General features: G+C 68.0%; 14 protein-coding genes. 10 read left to right on the top strand and 4 right to left on the bottom strand.

Annotated features, from left to right (window positions below; translation table 11 throughout):
* The first annotated feature begins 8 nt into the window (after window positions 1-8).
* From ESD82_RS08255 to ESD82_RS08225, 7 genes are all read left to right on the top strand, one after another.
* Window positions 9-989 (top strand): thiamine pyrophosphate-dependent dehydrogenase E1 component subunit alpha, encoded by a 981-nt coding sequence (locus ESD82_RS08255; protein WP_028710366.1) that lies wholly within the window; start codon window positions 9-11, stop codon window positions 987-989.
* A gap of 13 nt (window positions 990-1,002) precedes the next feature.
* The gene (locus ESD82_RS08250; protein ID WP_024845818.1) at window positions 1,003-2,010 is read left to right on the top strand and encodes an alpha-ketoacid dehydrogenase subunit beta; all 1,008 of its coding nucleotides are present in this window, start codon (window positions 1,003-1,005) and stop codon (window positions 2,008-2,010) included.
* Window position 2,011: 1 nt separating this feature from the next.
* A complete protein-coding gene (locus ESD82_RS08245; RefSeq protein ID WP_147429366.1) occupies window positions 2,012-3,115 on the top strand; it encodes an acetoin dehydrogenase dihydrolipoyllysine-residue acetyltransferase subunit in 1,104 nt (367 codons plus the stop codon).
* Between the two features lie 49 nt (window positions 3,116-3,164).
* Window positions 3,165-3,953 carry an SDR family NAD(P)-dependent oxidoreductase gene (locus ESD82_RS08240; protein ID WP_028710368.1) on the top strand — a complete coding sequence of 263 codons (789 nt, stop codon included), beginning with the start codon at window positions 3,165-3,167 and terminating at the stop codon, window positions 3,951-3,953.
* A complete protein-coding gene (locus tag ESD82_RS08235; RefSeq protein ID WP_028710369.1) occupies window positions 3,950-4,279 on the top strand; it encodes a carboxymuconolactone decarboxylase family protein in 330 nt (109 codons plus the stop codon). Before ESD82_RS08240 ends, ESD82_RS08235 begins: the two co-directional genes overlap by 4 nt.
* A 9-nt stretch (window positions 4,280-4,288) precedes the next feature.
* Window positions 4,289-5,362, top strand: a complete 1,074-nt coding sequence (locus ESD82_RS08230; protein WP_114669436.1) for a 2,3-butanediol dehydrogenase — start codon at window positions 4,289-4,291, stop codon at window positions 5,360-5,362.
* An 88-nt stretch (window positions 5,363-5,450) separates the two neighbouring features.
* A complete protein-coding gene (locus ESD82_RS08225) occupies window positions 5,451-7,295 on the top strand; it encodes a sigma-54-dependent Fis family transcriptional regulator (protein ID WP_167521737.1) in 1,845 nt (614 codons plus the stop codon).
* 38 nt (window positions 7,296-7,333) lie between these two features.
* On the opposite strand, the gene ESD82_RS08220 is transcribed toward ESD82_RS08225, so the two are convergent.
* Window positions 7,334-7,780: an SRPBCC family protein gene (locus ESD82_RS08220; RefSeq protein ID WP_114669500.1), complete on the bottom strand. Its 447-nt coding sequence runs from the start codon at window positions 7,778-7,780 to the stop codon at window positions 7,334-7,336.
* Between the two features lie 63 nt (window positions 7,781-7,843).
* On the opposite strand from ESD82_RS08220, the gene ESD82_RS08215 reads away from it, so the two are divergent.
* Window positions 7,844-8,203 carry an ArsR/SmtB family transcription factor gene (locus ESD82_RS08215; RefSeq protein WP_147429367.1) on the top strand — a complete coding sequence of 120 codons (360 nt, stop codon included), beginning with the start codon at window positions 7,844-7,846 and terminating at the stop codon, window positions 8,201-8,203.
* Window positions 8,204-8,212: 9 nt separating this feature from the next.
* On the opposite strand, the gene ESD82_RS08210 is transcribed toward ESD82_RS08215, so the two are convergent.
* Window positions 8,213-9,397: a replication initiation protein gene (locus ESD82_RS08210; protein WP_147429368.1), complete on the bottom strand. Its 1,185-nt coding sequence runs from the start codon at window positions 9,395-9,397 to the stop codon at window positions 8,213-8,215.
* Between the two features lie 516 nt (window positions 9,398-9,913).
* Between ESD82_RS08210 and ESD82_RS08205 the strand changes: the two genes are divergently transcribed.
* Both ESD82_RS08205 and ESD82_RS08200 read left to right on the top strand, forming a co-directional pair.
* Complete coding sequence (locus tag ESD82_RS08205; protein ID WP_024845809.1) at window positions 9,914-11,323, top strand: AAA family ATPase; 1,410 nt, start codon at window positions 9,914-9,916, stop codon at window positions 11,321-11,323.
* Window positions 11,316-12,428 (top strand): ParB/RepB/Spo0J family partition protein, encoded by a 1,113-nt coding sequence (locus tag ESD82_RS08200; protein WP_028710375.1) that lies wholly within the window; start codon window positions 11,316-11,318, stop codon window positions 12,426-12,428. The genes ESD82_RS08205 and ESD82_RS08200 overlap by 8 nt, the downstream gene beginning before the upstream one ends.
* Before the next feature lie 862 nt (window positions 12,429-13,290).
* Here ESD82_RS08200 and ESD82_RS08195 read toward each other — a convergent pair.
* Both ESD82_RS08195 and soxC read right to left on the bottom strand, forming a co-directional pair.
* A complete protein-coding gene (locus tag ESD82_RS08195) occupies window positions 13,291-13,959 on the bottom strand; it encodes a c-type cytochrome (RefSeq protein WP_147429369.1) in 669 nt (222 codons plus the stop codon).
* Window positions 13,952-15,202, bottom strand: a complete 1,251-nt coding sequence (gene soxC / locus ESD82_RS08190) for a sulfite dehydrogenase (protein WP_147429438.1) — start codon at window positions 15,200-15,202, stop codon at window positions 13,952-13,954. Before soxC ends, ESD82_RS08195 begins: the two co-directional genes overlap by 8 nt.
* Window positions 15,203-15,457: the final 255 nt, after the last annotated feature.

The following is a 15,457-nucleotide window of genomic DNA, read 5'->3' as shown; positions in this document are numbered from 1 at the left end:
AGGAGTTCATGTCCAATCCGTTTCCGCTGCCGAAAGAGCAGCTTCTGGACGCCTATCGCAAGATGCGCACCATCCGCGATTTCGAGGAACGGCTGCATGTCGATTTCGCCCGCGGCGAGATCCCCGGCTTCGTCCACCTCTATGCCGGCGAAGAGGCGACGGCGGTCGGCATCATGATGCATCTGCACGACCGCGACCGCATCGCCTCGACCCATCGCGGCCATGGCCATTGCATCGCCAAGGGCGTCGACGTCAAGGCGATGATGGCCGAGATCTATGGCAAGGCCACCGGCTGCTGCGCCGGCAAGGGCGGCTCGATGCATATCGCCGACCTGTCCTTGGGGATGATGGGCGCGAACGGCATCTTGGGCGCCGGGGCGCCCTTGGTCTGCGGCGCGGCGCTGGCGGCGCAGAAGCTGGGCCATGACGGCGTCGGCATCACCTTCTTCGGCGACGGCGCCTCGAACCAGGGCACGGTGCTGGAAAGCATGAACCTGGCCGCGATCTGGAACCTGCCGGTGATCTTCGTGGTGGAAAACAACGGCTATGCCGAATCGACCTCGGTCGATTACGCCACCGCCTCGGACAGCTACGTGGACCGGGCGACCGGCTTCGGCATGCCGGGGATCACCGTGGACGGGCTGGATTTCTTCGCCGTCCACGAGGCGGCGGGCGAGGTCATCCGCCGCGCCCGCGAAGGCGCCGGGCCGACGCTCTTGGAATGCAAGAACGTGCGCTTCTTCGGCCATTTCGAAGGCGACGCCCAGACCTACAAGGCGCCGGGCGAGAACGAATACAACCGCGCCCACAACGATTGCCTGAAGCTGTTCCGCCAGAAAGTGACCGAGGCCGGGGTGATCTCGGATGCCGAGCTCGATGCCATCGACGCCGAGGTGGCGGCGCTGATCGACGAGGCCGTGGCCGAGGCCATCGCCGCGCCGCTGCCCGAGGCCGCGAAACTGACCGCCGACGTCTATGTGAGCTATTGAGGGAGGAATTACCATGGCACGCATCATCAGCATGAAGGACGCGGTGAACGAGGCGCTGGATCAGGAGATGAGCCGCGACCCCACCGTGATCATGATGGGCGAGGATATCGTCGGCGGCGCCGGCGCGCAGGGCGAGGATGACGCCTGGGGCGGCGTCCTTGGCGTCAGCAAGGGGCTTTACGCCAAGCACCCGAAGCAGATGATCGACACGCCGCTGTCGGAAAGCGCCTATGTCGGCGCCGCCATCGGCGCGGCGACGGCGGGGCTGCGGCCGGTGGCGGAACTGATGTTCGTCGATTTCATCGGCGTCTGCCTGGACCAGGTCTTCAACCAGGCGGCGAAATTCCGCTACATGTTCGGCGGCAAGGCGGAAACCCCGGTGGTGATCCGGGCGATGTGCGGCGCCGGCTTCCGCGCCGCCGCCCAGCACAGCCAGATGCTGACGCCGCTGTTCACCCATATCCCCGGCCTCAAGGTGGTCTGCCCCTCGAACGCCTATGACTGCAAGGGGCTGCTGATCCAGGCGATCCGCGACAACGACCCGGTGATCTTCCTCGAACACAAGAACCTCTACGCCAGCACGGCGGATGTGCCCGAGGAGCCCTATGCCATCCCCTTCGGCGAGGCGAACATCGTCCGCGAGGGCGGCGACGCCACCATCGTCACCTATGGCCAGATGGTCGGCCGCGCGCTGGAAGCCGCCGAGATGCTGAAGAAGGACGGCGTCGACGCCGAGGTGATCGACCTGCGCACGCTCTCGCCCATCGACATGGACACGGTGCTGGAAAGCGTCGAGGCGACCGGCCGGCTGGTCTGCGTGGACGAGGCGAACCCGCGCTGTTCCATCGCCGCCGACATCGCCGCCACCGTGGCGCAGGACGCCTTCGGCGCCCTCAAGGCACCGATCCAGATGGTGACGCCGCCGCATGCGCCGGTGCCCTTCTCGCCCTCGCTGGAGGACGCCTATGTGCCCTCGGCCGAGCGCATCGCCGCGGCCGTCCGCAAGACGCTGGAGAACTGACATGGCAGACATCACCCCGATCCTGATGCCGAAATGGGGGCTCTCGATGCGCGAGGGCAAGCTGGCGGCCTGGCACGTGGCCGAGGGCGCCGAGATCAAGCCCGGCGACGAGATCATGGATGTCGAGACCGACAAGATCGCCAATGTGGTCGAGGCCGCCGACGGGGGCCTCTTGCGCCGCCGCGTCGGCATCGAGGGCGAGACCTATCCGGTGCGCGCGCTGCTGGCGGTGATGGCGCCGGAATCGGTGCCCGACGCGGAAATCGACGCCTATGTCGCCGCCTATCAGGCCCCCTCGGCCGGCGACGAGGACGAGGATGCCGGACCCGCCTATCAATATGCCGACCTGCCCATGGGCCGCATCCGCTATGCCGAGCGTCCGGGCGAGGGCGTACCGCTGGTGCTGATCCACGGCTTCGGCGGCGATCTGGACAACTGGCTGTTCAACATCGACGCGCTGGCGGAATCGGCGCCGGTCTATGCGCTGGACCTGCCCGGCCATGGCCAGTCGGTGAAATCGGCGCGCCCGGCGGGGCTGGGGCTGATGGTGGAAACCGTCCTGGCCTTCCTCGACCATATCGGCGCGGACAGGGCGCATCTGGCCGGTCATTCCATGGGCGGGCTGGTCGCCGGCACGCTGGCGGCCCGGCACCCCGAACGCGCGGCCTCGGTCACGCTGATCTGTCCGGCGGGCCTCGGATCCGAGATCAATGCCGATTACATCGACGGCTTCGTGAAGGCCGCCGGGCGCAAGGACCTGAAGCCGGTGCTGGCGCATCTGTTCAGGGACCAGTCGCTGGTCAGCCGCGCGATGGTCGAGGACCTGCTGAAATACAAGCGCCTCGACGGGGTGCAGGATTTCCTGGCCGAACTGGCCGGAAACCTGTTCCGCGAGGGCCGGCAGGCCGAGCAACTGGCCGAGGCGCTGGCCGCCTCGGGCGTCCCCGCCCAGGTGATCTGGGGCGAGGCCGATGCGATCATCCCCGCCGCCCATGCCGAAAGCCTGCCGGGGGCGTCGCGCCATGTCATCCCGGACGCCGGCCACATGGTGCAGATGGAGCAATCGGCCGAGGTCAACCGCCTGATCCGCGACTTCATCGCCTGATCCGCCGGCCGTCCCCTCGGGGGCGGCCCCTTGCAATGGGAGGAGAGAGATGAGCAATTCCGTCGAAGGCCGCGTGGTCATCGTCACCGGCGCCGGCCGCGGCATCGGCCGCTCCATCGCCGAGGGGCTGGCGCAGGCCGGCGCCCGGGTGGTGATCGCCGACATCGCCGCCGATACCGCCGAAACCACCGCCGCCGAGATCCGCGAGGCGGGCGGGCAGGCCATCGGCCTTGCCGTCGATGTGACCGACCGCGCCAGCACGCGCGCGCTGATCGCCCGCACCGTCGCCGAACATGGCCGGCTGGATGCCATGTTCAACAATGCCGGCATCGCCCAGGTCAAGCCGTTCAACGACATCACCGAGGACGACTGGCACCGCGTCATGGACGTGAACGCCATGGGCGTGCTGATCGGCATCCAGGAGGCGGCACGGCAGTTCATCGCCCAGGGCGGCGGCGGCAAGATCGTCAACACCGCCTCGATCGCCGGCAAGCAGGGCTACGAGCCCTTGGCGCATTACTCGGCCAGCAAGTTCGCCGTGGTGGCGCTGACCCAGGCCGCGGCCCGCGCCTTCGGCAAGCACGGCATCTGCGTCAACGCCATCTGCCCCGGCGTGGTCGCCACCGACATGTGGAAGCTGATCGACAAGGGCTTCAAGGACGAGGGGCTGACCAGCCGCGACAACGAGGCTTTCGAGGGCTTTTCCGCCGACATCCTGCTGGGCCGCCCCTCGCGCCCCGAGGATCTGGCCGGCGTCTCGATCTTCCTCGCCTCGGCCGGGTCGGACTACATGACCGGGCAAAGCCTGGTCGTCGACGGCGGCATGGTGCTGCTATGAGCGCGAAACAGAAACTGGCCGAGATGAACGCGCGCGCCGCCGCGCTTTACAAGGCCGACGGCAAGACCATGTCGGCCTTTCGCGGGCTGATGCTCGCCGCCAACCGCGAGGGCAAGGTCAGCCCCGCCATGAAGGAAATGATCGCCATCGCCGTCGCCATCGGGCGCGGCTGCGAGGATTGCATCATCTTCCACACCGCCGAGGCCAAGGCCCATGGCGCCAGCCGCGACGAGTTCGTCGAGGTTCTTGCCATCGCCATCGAGATGTCCGGCGGGCCGGGCACGGTCTATGCCGCCAAGGCGCTGGCCGCCTATGACGAATTGTGAGGCATCCCCATGAAAGCATTGCGTTTCCACGCCGCCAGGGATCTGCGGATCGAGGACATCCCCGAACCGCCCCGGCCCGGCCCCGGCCAGGTGCTGATCCGAAACCGCTTCGTCGGCATCTGCGGCACCGACCTGCACGAATATGCCTCGGGCCCGATCTTCATCCCCACCCAGCCGCATCCCTATTCCGGCGCCCATGGCCCGCAGGTGCTGGGCCATGAATTCGGCGGCGAGGTCGTGGCGGTGGGCGAGGGCGTGACCAAGGTCGCGCCCGGCGACCGGGTGGCGGTGCAGCCGCTGATCATGCCGCGCGGCGGCGAATATTTCGCCGACCGGGGCTGGCACAACCTCTCGGGCAGCCTGGCGCTGGTCGGGCTGTCCTGGGTCTCGGGCGGCATGGCCGAGATGGCGCTGCTCAACGACTACAATGTCGAGAAGATCCCCGACGGCATGACCGACGAAGAGGCCGCGCTGGTCGAGCCGACCGCCGTCTGCGTCTATGCCTGCGACCGCGGCCGGATCACGGCGGGGAACTCGGTGCTGGTCACGGGCGCCGGCCCCATCGGCATCCTGGCGCTGCTGACCGCGCGGGCCTTCGGCGCGACGCGGCTGTTCGTCTCGGACGTGAACGACACGCGGCTGGCGCTCGCCGCCGAGGTGGTGCCGGGTGTCGTCGCCATCAACCCGGCGCGCGAGGATGTGGGCGAGCGGGTGCGCGCCGGCACCGAAGGCGGCCTCGGCTGCGACGTGGCGCTGGAATGCGTCGGCAACGAACGGGCGCTGCAATCCTGCCTCGACGCGCTGCGCAAGCAGGGGGTGATCGTGCAGACCGGGCTGCATCCGGGCAAGGGCAGCGTGGATTTCTTCCAGCTGACCTTCAAGGATGCCGAGATCCGCGGCTCGTGGTGCTATCCGACCCATGGCTGGCCGCGCACCATCGAGCTGATCGCCTCGGGCGCCATTCCGGCCAGCCGGGTTGTGACCAGGCGCATCGCGCTGGACCAGGCCGTGGCCGAGGGGTTCGAGGCGCTGCTGGACCCCGCCGGCACCCAGCTCAAGATCCTGATCGACCTGTCCCGCTGAGTCCCGCCGCCGCGGCAAAGTTTTCCACCCCGGCGCGGCCAAGCCGTGCTATCGTCGCGCCGGGCTTTGGGAGGAGCCGATGGGAGGAATGCAGGACACGGGGACGCATGTCCTTGAAATCTTTCGCGCGGCCGAAGGGCAATCCTCGCGCCGCGACCCGGATGTTCTGGCGTCCTGGCGGCGCTGCGTGAACGAACACCGGCTCGACCCGACCCGGCACCTGGGGCCGCGCATCGTCACCCAGGGCGAGCTGCGCCAGCACCGCCAGGAATCCGAGGAATTGCTGCGCATGGCCCGGCACGGGATGGAGGATCTCTATCGCCGGGTCAATTCGATGGGCTATGTGCTGCTGCTGGCCAATGCGCGGGGCGTGACCGTGGACGCCATCGGCGATGCGCAGCTGGATCGCGAATTGCGCCATGCCGGGCTGATCACCGGCTCGGAATGGCACGAGCGCGATGTCGGCACCAACGGGGTCGGCGCCTGCCTGGCCTCGGGCCAGGCGATCACCGTGCATCGCAGCGATCATTTCGACGTGACGCTGACGCCGTTGTCCTGCACGGCGGTACCGATCCACGACAGCCGCGGCAACCTGCTGGGCGTGCTGGACCTGTCGCATCTGCAAGCGCCGCAGGACAAGATCAGCCAGGCGCTGACGCTGGAGGTGATGAAATCCTGCGCCCGCCGCATCGAGATGGCCAACCTGGCCTGCAATCATCGCTCGGACTGGATCCTGCGCCTGCATCCCTCGCCCGAATTTCTGGACGTGGACCCGATGGCGGCGGTGGCGGTCGGGGCGGACGGCCGCATCACCGGCATGACGCATAACGCGCATGAGCTGGTAAGGGGCGATCTGATCGGCCGCCCCTTCAGCGATGTCTTTGCCCACGACTTCGAGGATCTGCCGGTGCTGTCGGCGGCCCAGGCCCCGGTCGAGGGGGTGCTGGAGATGCAGTCGGGCGGCATCCTCTTTGCCCGCGCCGTGCCGCCCGCCGCCCCGCCGCGCAGTACCGCCGCCACGGCCCTGCCCGCCCCCCTGCGCGCCATCCACGGCGGCGATCCCGCCATGCAGCACCTGGCCGAGCGCGCCGCCAAGGTGGTGGACCGCAAGATCAGCGTGATCCTGCGCGGCGAAACCGGGACCGGCAAGGAGTTCATCGCCCGCGCGATGCACCAGTCCTCGCGCCGCCGCGGCCCCTTCGTGGCCATCAACTGCGCCGCCCTGCCCGAGGCGCTGATCGAATCCGAGCTGTTCGGCTATGTCCCGAACGCCTTCACCGGCGCCCATGCCCGCGGCAAGAAGGGCCTGATCCGCGAGGCGCATGGCGGCACGCTTTTCCTGGACGAGATCGGCGACATGCCCCTGCCCCTGCAGGCCCGGCTGCTGCGCGTTCTGGCCGAGCACGAGGTGCTGCCGGTCGGCGGAACCCGCGTCGAGCCGGTGGACATCCGCGTCATCTCGGCCTCGCATCGCGACCTGGCCGCGCAGGTGGCCGAGGGCAGCTTCCGCCAGGATCTGTTCTATCGCCTGAACGGGCTGGTGCTGGACGTGCCCCCGGTGCGCGCGCGCCGCGACCTGGAATGGCTGATCGACCGCATCGCCGCCGCCACCGAGGAAAGGGTCGGCTTCACGCAAGCCGCCCGGCAGCGGCTGCTGGCCCATGACTGGCCGGGCAATGTGCGCGAGATCATCAATGTCTGCGAATTATGCGCGGCGCTTTGCGAAGGCCGGCCGGTCGAGCCGGGCGACCTGCCCTGCCATATCGCCGGCCCCGCGGCGCAGCCCGACCCGCAATCCGGGCCCGAACTGCTGGCATTCCTGGAACGGTGCCGCGGCAATGTCTCGGCGGCGGCGCGGCTGGCCGGGATCGACCGCTCGACCTTCTACCGCAGGCTGCACCGCGCCGGCCTGATGGACCGCCGGCAAGGCTAGGCGCCGGCGCCGGAACGGCCCGCGCCAAGCCGCCCGGCCTATTTGTAGAAGCCCTCGCGCAGCTTGATGCCGTGTTCCAGCCATGCCTTCATCGCGCAAAGCATCCCGGTCCAGCCCTCGCAATTGCCCAGGCAGCCCCTTAGCCCGGCCTCGGTCTCGGGCCAGCCGTATTCGCTGATCCGCACCAGCGTGCGCCCGTCCTCCAGCGGGTGAAAGGTCATGGTCACGGTGGTCCAGATGCGCGGCTCGCCCTCGGCCTCCCATTGCAGGACGATGCGCTCGTTGGGCACCACCTCCTGCACCAGCACCGGAAAGGCGCCGGGGAAATCGTGGAAATCCCAGCTCACCTCGGCCCCGGTGGCCAGCCGCCCCCTCGCCCCGCCGGTGGTGAAGAACTGCGACAGGCTGTCGGGGTTCACCACGGCCTCGAACACCTCGCCGACCGGCTTCGCGATCCGGCCGCTGACGGTGAATTTCAGTTCCATGCGACGATCCTCCTGGTTCTGTCCGCCCTTGTCCTGCATCCCATAATGTTATAGAATTATAACATGTCAACAGAAGATCAGGACGACGCGCTGTTCAAGGCGCTGGGGCACCGGGTGCGGCGGCAATTGCTCGACCGGCTCAAGGCGGGGCCGCAGACCACCGGCGGGCTGTGCGAGGCGATGTCGCAGCTGGACCGCTGCACGGTCATGCAGCACCTGCGGGTGCTGGAGGCGGCCGGGCTGGTCGTGGTCGAGCGCCGCGGCCGCGAAAGGTGGAACCACCTGGACGCGCTGCCGATCCAGGCCCTGCAGGACCGCTGGATCGGCCCCTATGCCGCCCATGCCGCCGCCATGCTGGCCGGGCTGAAACACGCGGCAGAGGACGGCCAGCCGCAGGACCGCGACAAGGCCCTGCCGGGCTAGGCGCGGCCCTCAGACCTCGTCCAGCCCCTCCAGCAATCCGGGGGACATCTCTTCCCAGAAGGCGGCGATGCGGATGGCGTTCAGCGGCGACATCCAGCCGTGCTTCTCGAAATCCTCGCGCATGCGGGCATCGGACAGCTGCGCCAGGAACAACCGCTTGTCGGCATCGCGCTGGGTGGGGGTGCGGGCCTTGACCGCGTCCAGGATGCGGCGCAGCCGCTCGGCCCGCGGATTGGGGGCCGCCTCCCCTGCCCGCTCGGCCGTCGCGCCGAAATTCCCCTCCAGCGCCGCGGTCAGGTAGCCCAGCTTGCTTTTCACGTTCTTGCGCGTCTCGACATAATCCAGCTTTTCCAGCACCTGCTCCTCGCCATGCGCGGTCAGCCATTGCCGCGCCAGCCGGTCGCTGACCCCCAGGCCGCGCAGCCGGGCATAGACGGCGCCGTGCCGCATCCCCTCGCCGTCGTCCATGTCCAGGATCGCCAGCTGCGGGTTCTCCTTGATGCGAAAGCGGATTTCCGTCACCACCCTGCCCTGCTTCCTCGTCTCGGGCGTGACCAGGATGTTGCTGGTGCGGTTCACCTCGTCCACGGCGGGCTTGATGACCTTGGCGTTCAGGTGCTTGAAGGTCTCGTAATAGGCCGAGCCCTCGACCCCCATCAGCCGCCGGAACAGGTCCAAGGGCCACCAGCCGGTCGAGCCGGTCCTGACGAAACGATAGCAATTCTCGTAAAGCGCCAGCGCATGGCCGCTGGTGAAGCGGCGCTGGATGTTCAGGTTGATCAGCGCAAAGACCTTGGGGTCGTGCAGCTTTTCCGCCAGCGCCGGGGAATAGGCATATTCGCAGATCCCGCCCTTCAGCTTGGCATAGCTCAGCAGGCTCGACACGCCCCATTCCTGCTGGCCCTTTTCGTCCAGCATGTCCCATTCGGCCACCGTCTCGGCCAGGCCGCGCAGGGATTGCTTCAGCGTCTCCATGTCGTTGCTGTTATAGCCGATCATCAGGCACAGCGTGCGCGCGTCGATCTGGTGGCGCGCGCGGCTGATCAGCGTGTCATAGGCATTGAGCAGCAGGACGTTGGACAGCTTGCGCTGCAATAGCGTCAGCTTGCCCGAGACATGGATCGCCGCCACATGCTTCTTGACCGCCCCCCGGCGCAGCGCGCCCGAAAGCTGGTCGCGAGGAATATCCCCCATCGCCCTGCCCTTCTTGTCGTTATGCGGATTATGCCCGATCAGGTACCTCGCCACAACAGTCATCCGGGTTCCCATGATCCGCGAAACGCCATCCCGAAGACGGGTGCCTTTGCTGCTTCCGGCCGCGAAAGGCACCCGTTTACAGGGCGCAGGAGTCGGGTCTTGGGGCCGAAACAGGCAGAAAACCGCGCCTTCCGGCCGATCCCGCATGTGGAAACCCGGTTTCCCGCGAATCGGTGCCCCACCTCCCGGATTCGGGTGCCCCTGGTCCCGCAAACAGGTGCCTTTGGACCTGTAAACGGGTGCCTTATCGTCCTTATCCCTATGAAAAAACGCGGATTCTTGACCCGTAAAGATTCTAAAGACCTGAAAGGAATCCAAACTTTACGCTGCTGCTTTTCCTGATTCCGGGGGAATTTCGCTGCGAAACCTCGCAGAACGATTCACTTGCGGCCGGGGATGTGTAATAGTTTCGCCAAAATATCCAACGAAGCAGCACATCGCAGAGGTAGCGGCATGTCTTCAGGCAAAGACCCCCTTCCCCCCTATTTCAACATCAGCCCGGCCAAGGCGGCCCAGCGTCTTTCCGAGCCTATCGACACGGCCCGATTCGCGAAAGCCGCCGCCTTCGCCGCCAAGGGCCGCCAGGATCTGGCCGAGCGCGGCTATGCCCCCGACGGCAGGAAGCGGCTGCGCCGCTTTTCCACCTGGGAGGTCTGCCGCTACCTGATCCCGGTGGCGCCGGCGCATTTCCGCCGCGTGCTGCTCAAGAACCCCGACCTGCCGCAGGGCCAGGGCGAGGGCAATTCGAAATGGTTCAGCCTCGACGACGTGCTGCGCCTGCGCGACCATTTCGCGACCGAGGGCGCGGCCGGCCGGGAATACCGCCCCTGGCGCCCCGAGGGCCTGCCGGCCAAGACCATCGCCGTGGCCAATTTCAAGGGCGGCGTCGGCAAGACCTCGACCGCCGCGCATCTGGCCATGTCGGCGGCGCTGGACGGCTACAAGGTGCTGGTGATCGACCTGGACAGCCAGGGCAGCATGACCTCGATCATGGGCGGCAAGGTGGCCGACGAATGGTCCACGGCCTTCCCGCTTCTGGCCAAGGACTATGCGCTGGCGCTTCAGGACGAGAACCGGGTGCGCGAGGCGGCGGGCCAAACCCCCCTGCCCTTCGACGAGACCCTGACCGAGGCGCTGACGCTTTCTGCCACGGACCTGATCCAGAAGACGCATTGGCCCAATATCGACCTGCTCGGCGCGCAGCTGAACCTCTACTGGGCCGAATTCCAGGTGCCGGTCTGGCGCATGGGCCTGCGCGGCTGGCCGCTCTGGGATGCGCTCGGCAATGCGCTGGCCAATGACGGCATCCTGGAAAGCTATGACATCATCATCCTCGATACGCCCCCCGCGCTTGGCTACCTGACCATCAACGCGCTGGCGGCGGCCGACATCCTGCTGGTCCCGCTGGGCGCCTCGTTCCTGGAATTCGACTCGACCGGGCGCTTCTTCGACATGCTCTATTCGACCTTCGCCAGCGTCGAGGAAGGCGAGAACGCCGCCCGCCGCCGCGACGGGCTGCCCGAGATGCGCTTCGAATGGGACGCGGTGCGGGCCATCATCACCCGCTTCGACGCCGCCCAGCAGACCGACCTGGCGAATGTCATCCAGGCCTATTTCGGCGATTTCATGACCACCTATCGCCAGGAACTGACCGCCATGGTCGGCCAGGCCGGCGAACAGGTGAACGGCATCTACGAGGCCGATTACCGCGAGTTCAACCGCGAGACCTATGTCCGCGGCCGCGAGACATTCGACCGCACCTGGGCCGAGGTGAAGGAGTTGATCCTGGGCACCTGGTGGCGCGATCTTCAGATGCAGCAGGCCGACGAGGCGGCCGAGGTGAGGGAGCAGGCCCATGGCTAAGCGCAGAAGGCTGGAGACCCCCAGCAGCGCCGATCTGGACCGGATCGAGGCGCAGTTTCGCAGCGAAACCTTCGAGCGGCCCGCCCTGGGCCGCGGCATCGCCCCCCCCATCGCCCAGGTCGCGGCCGACAGCGCCGCCCTGGCCAGCGCCGAAAGCGTGGAAAGCCGCGCCGCCCGCGCCAGGGCCGATGCCGATGCCGCCCGGCTGCATGACGCGCAGGAGCGGGGGCTGCTGATCGTCGAGCTGCCGATCGAGCAGATCGACGAGGGCGCGATGATCCGCGACCGCATGGTGATGAGCGAGGAGGACATGCAGGAGCTGCGGCTGTCCATCGCCGCGCATGGGCTGCGGCTGCCGATCGAGGTCTTCGAGATCGACCGGCCCGAAGGGCAGGGGCCGCGCTACGGGCTGCTCTCGGGCTATCGCCGGCTGCATGCGGTGCGGGCGCTGCACGACCTGACCCAGGCCGAGAAGCATGCCACGATCCGCGCCCTGATCCGCCCCCGCACCGAGACCGACGAGGCTTTCGTCGCCATGGTCGAGGAGAACGAGGTCCGCGAGGAGCTTAGCCATTTCGAGCGCGGCCGCATCGCCGTGATCGCCGCCAACCAGGGCGCCTTCGCCAATACCGAGGACGCGGTGAACAAGCTTTTCGCCACCGGCTCCAAGGCCAAGCGGTCCAAGGTGCGCTCATTCGCGCTGATCTTCGAGGAGCTGGGCGACATGCTGCGCTTTCCCGAGGCGCTGACCGAAAGGCGCGGCCTGCGCCTGGCCACCGCCTTGCGCAACGGCGCCGAGGCCCGGCTGCGGCAATCCCTGTCCGTGCGGATTCCCGGCGATGCCGAGGAGGAATGGGCCCTGATCGAGCCGGTGCTGCAAGCTCTGGAGAGCAATCGCAGCGAGCTGGGCCGGGCGGGGCGTCCGCGCTCCAACGCGCCGCGCCAAGGCTGGAGCGAGGCCATGACCCGGCGCACCGCAGGCGGCGTCGAGATCCGCTGGGGCAGAGAGGGCAAGGCGCATATCCTGAGGCTGGAGGGCGGTCAGCTGGACGACGATCTCATGGAGCGGGTGGTGCGCGAGATCCAGGCGCTGCTGGACGGCTAGGGGTTTCGCAGCGAAACCTTGAGGATGAGCCCCAAGGCCGGAACCGGCATCACGCCCTGACGGTCCCGGCCTTGTTGCCAAAGCCTGCCAAGGAAGGTAGCAATAAGCAGAGGCCGGTCCTGGCGGTGGCTGGTTCCAACCTGCCCGGTCGCGGGGATGGGCCGGCGAGTTCCAGGCTGTCCAAGGCGGTATCCGGCTTGGAGCGGCAGGTGCCCTGAAGCGGGGAAGGGGCGTCGCTTGGCGGGAATTGGGTGAGATAGGCCCCTCTGCTGTTATCCGCAAAATCTCGATCATATGCGGATAAATATGATAACCAACTGATTTTATGGCGGCCGAGATGGGTCCACGCTGGTTGCTTAAGTGCCTCCAGACGGCCCGGATACGCGCAATGGCCGCTGCCTTTGGGTCGCGGAAAGGGCAGGGGGCGTGGAGTGGCAGATCGGGGGCGGTGAAGTCTTGACGGCGCCGATGCGGGGTGGGCCTGCGGAAGCTGGTCGGGTGGAACCAGCGCGCCGGCGATCCCCGGCCTGTCGCCCTACCCGCCGCGTGGGATCCGATGAATGGATGCGGGCGGAGTGATCGGAAGGCTTTACTTCCTGCCCCGACATTGGACCACCGGGACGGTCGGCAATCCCTGGCCTTGGCGCTGTGCCTGCCGCGTGGAGTTCAGCGAATGGCGGTGGGCGGAGTGAACCAAAAGGCTGCACTTTCGGCCCGGACATTGTCGGGAGGGCTGGCCGTGGACAACCGGGGCCGTGGACAACCGGGGCCGCGTCGCGGCAACCGCGGGGTTGCGCGACGCGGCCCAAGGGCGGCGACCGGGTCGGTGCGATGGGCGCATCGCGATGCGCCCATGCCGGTTTCAAAGCCGCTCGGGCCGCGGATCGTCCGCGAAACCCTCGGCATTGGGCATGTGGATCAGCGGCAGGCTTTCGCGGTCCAGCACCGTCGTCTCGTCCACGATCCCGGCGCGGCCCAGGATATAGGCGCTGACCGCATAGACCTCGTCCGGCGTGAGCGAGCCGGGCGCATCCATCGGCATGGCCCGGTGGATATAGTCGTAAAGCGTGCTGGCATGGGCCAGGTAGCTTTCCACCGTCTTGAGGGGCGTGTCGCTGGCCAGCGTGTCGCGGCCGCCGATCAGCGCCGGTCCGCCGGTTTCGGGGATGCCTTCCAGGTTCTCGCCATGGCAGGCCAGGCAACGCTCGTCGTAAAGCGCCTTGCCGTCGGCATAGCTGCCGCGGCCGTCGGGAAGCCCGTGCCCGTCGGGCGTCACGTCGATGTCGATCGCCGCGATCTCTTCCTCGGTCGCCGCCCTGCCGATGCCGAAATTCGCCTCCAGCCCCGGAGTCCCGGCGGCCTCCTGGTCCGCGACCGCGGGCGAGGGCGGCGTGGGTTCGCCGCTGTCGGGCAGTTCGGCCGGCAGCGCGGCGACGGTGCGGGGGGCGGCGGCGTCCTGGGCAAGCCCGCCCAGCGGAAGCAGCGCGCAAGCCAGCGCAAGGGCGCTGCGCAGGGGATATTGCCTAGACATGAACATTGGACACCTCGCCGTCCTGAGCAACGCGCCAGCTTTGGATCGCGTTCAGGTGATAGACCGACTTCGTGCCCCGCGCCTGGACCAGTTCGGCCAGGGTCGGCTGGCGATAGCCGGTATCGTCGGTGCAGCGGCTTTGCAGCACCGCCTCGGCCCCGTCCCAGATCCAGGGCAGGCGGAAGCGGGTGTGGCACTTGTCCAGCACCGGCTCTTGCAGCGCGGCCTGGGTCCAGCTCTGGCCGCCATCGGCCGAGACCTCGACCTCGGCGATGCGGCCGCGCCCCGACCAGGCCAGGCCGGTGATCTCGTAAAAGCCCGGGCGCGGCAGCCGCATCGCCCCCGAGGGGAAGGTGATGACCGATTTCGCGTCCATGGTCAGGGTGAACTGCCGGGCGGTGCCGTCGGCCAGCAGGTCGGTATATTTCAGCGTCTCCTCGCGGGTCATGAAGGGCTTGTCGCCGATCTCGAGCCGGCGCAGCCATTTGATCTGGGTGTTGCCCTCGTAGCCCGGCAGCAGCAGGCGCAGCGGATAGCCCTGTTCGGGGCGCAGCGCCTCGCCGTTCTGCGCATAGGCCAGGATGGCGTCGTCCATCGCCTTGTCGATGGGGATCGAGCGGGTCATGACCGCCGCATCCGCGCCCTCGGCCAGGATCCAGGCGGCGCCGTCCTGCAGGCCGGCCTCGTTCAGCACGGTCGAGAGCCGCACCCCGGTCCATTCCGAGGTCGAGGTCAGCCCATGCGTGCCCTGCACGGTCCTGAGCGTGGGCTTTTCCCATTCCGTCAGCCCGTTGCCGGAACATTCGATGAACACGATCCGGCTGACCGAGGGCATCCGCTTGAGGTCGTCCATGGTCAGGCGCAGCGGCTTGTCCACCATGCCGTGCAGGATCAGGCTGTGGCGCTGCGGATCGATGTTCGGGATGCCGGCATGGTGGCGTTCGAAATGCAGGCCCGAGGGGGTGATGATCCCGTGGCCCGAGGCCAGCGGCGTCAGCGACCAGCTGGAATCCAGGCTGGCGGTCGGATAGCGCCAGCGGATCTCGTTCTCGAATTGCGACCGCGAGCCGTAGCCGCCGTCCTCCAGGATCACCCGGCCCTGTTCCCTGGCCGGGTCGGGCTGCACCGGGTATTCGATGGCGCCGGGCGGCGCCTCGGCGCGGGCAGGGCGGGCACCGAGCAGCGCGCCCCCAAGAAGCGCCCCGCCGAGCAGCATCCCGCGCCGGCTGAGACCGGGAAACATCCCCTCCCTGCAATCGCAATCGGGCGCCGGCCCGGGATGCAGGATGCGGTTTTCCAAGGTCACGAGCGCCTGGGCCATCTGCCTTTCGGCCGGGCCATAGCGTTCGGATGAGAATGGCAGGTCTGGCATTGCGTTTCCTCCCCGTGGTTTCGCATACGCTGGATGGATGCCGCGGCGCCGCGTCCCGTTCGTCGCGCCGGGGTCGATGATAGCACCAAATCGCCCGCCTTTCGCGCCCCATGCGTCCCCGGCCCG

The organism is Paracoccus pantotrophus (assembly GCF_008824185.1).
Classification (GTDB): Bacteria; Pseudomonadota; Alphaproteobacteria; order Rhodobacterales; family Rhodobacteraceae; genus Paracoccus; species Paracoccus pantotrophus.
The sequence above is the reverse complement of the archived record's forward strand: the minus strand, read 5'-3'. Positions and strand labels throughout refer to the sequence as shown.

Coding starts and splice junctions, on each gene's coding strand:
- ESD82_RS08200 (WP_028710375.1), top strand. CDS start 11,316: ATGGCTAAGCGCAGAAGGCTGGAGACCCCCAGCAGCGCCGATCTGGAC.
- ESD82_RS08245 (WP_147429366.1), top strand. CDS start 2,012: ATGGCAGACATCACCCCGATCCTGATGCCGAAATGGGGGCTCTCGATG.
- ESD82_RS08205 (WP_024845809.1), top strand. CDS start 9,914: ATGTCTTCAGGCAAAGACCCCCTTCCCCCCTATTTCAACATCAGCCCG.
- ESD82_RS08230 (WP_114669436.1), top strand. CDS start 4,289: ATGAAAGCATTGCGTTTCCACGCCGCCAGGGATCTGCGGATCGAGGAC.
- ESD82_RS08210 (WP_147429368.1), bottom strand. CDS start 9,397: ATGGGGGATATTCCTCGCGACCAGCTTTCGGGCGCGCTGCGCCGGGGG.
- ESD82_RS08235 (WP_028710369.1), top strand. CDS start 3,950: ATGAGCGCGAAACAGAAACTGGCCGAGATGAACGCGCGCGCCGCCGCG.
- ESD82_RS08215 (WP_147429367.1), top strand. CDS start 7,844: ATGTCAACAGAAGATCAGGACGACGCGCTGTTCAAGGCGCTGGGGCAC.
- soxC (WP_147429438.1), bottom strand. CDS start 15,202: ATGTTTCCCGGTCTCAGCCGGCGCGGGATGCTGCTCGGCGGGGCGCTT.
- ESD82_RS08240 (WP_028710368.1), top strand. CDS start 3,165: ATGAGCAATTCCGTCGAAGGCCGCGTGGTCATCGTCACCGGCGCCGGC.
- ESD82_RS08195 (WP_147429369.1), bottom strand. CDS start 13,959: ATGTCTAGGCAATATCCCCTGCGCAGCGCCCTTGCGCTGGCTTGCGCG.
- ESD82_RS08250 (WP_024845818.1), top strand. CDS start 1,003: ATGGCACGCATCATCAGCATGAAGGACGCGGTGAACGAGGCGCTGGAT.
- ESD82_RS08220 (WP_114669500.1), bottom strand. CDS start 7,780: ATGGAACTGAAATTCACCGTCAGCGGCCGGATCGCGAAGCCGGTCGGC.
- ESD82_RS08225 (WP_167521737.1), top strand. CDS start 5,451: ATGCAGGACACGGGGACGCATGTCCTTGAAATCTTTCGCGCGGCCGAA.
- ESD82_RS08255 (WP_028710366.1), top strand. CDS start 9: ATGTCCAATCCGTTTCCGCTGCCGAAAGAGCAGCTTCTGGACGCCTAT.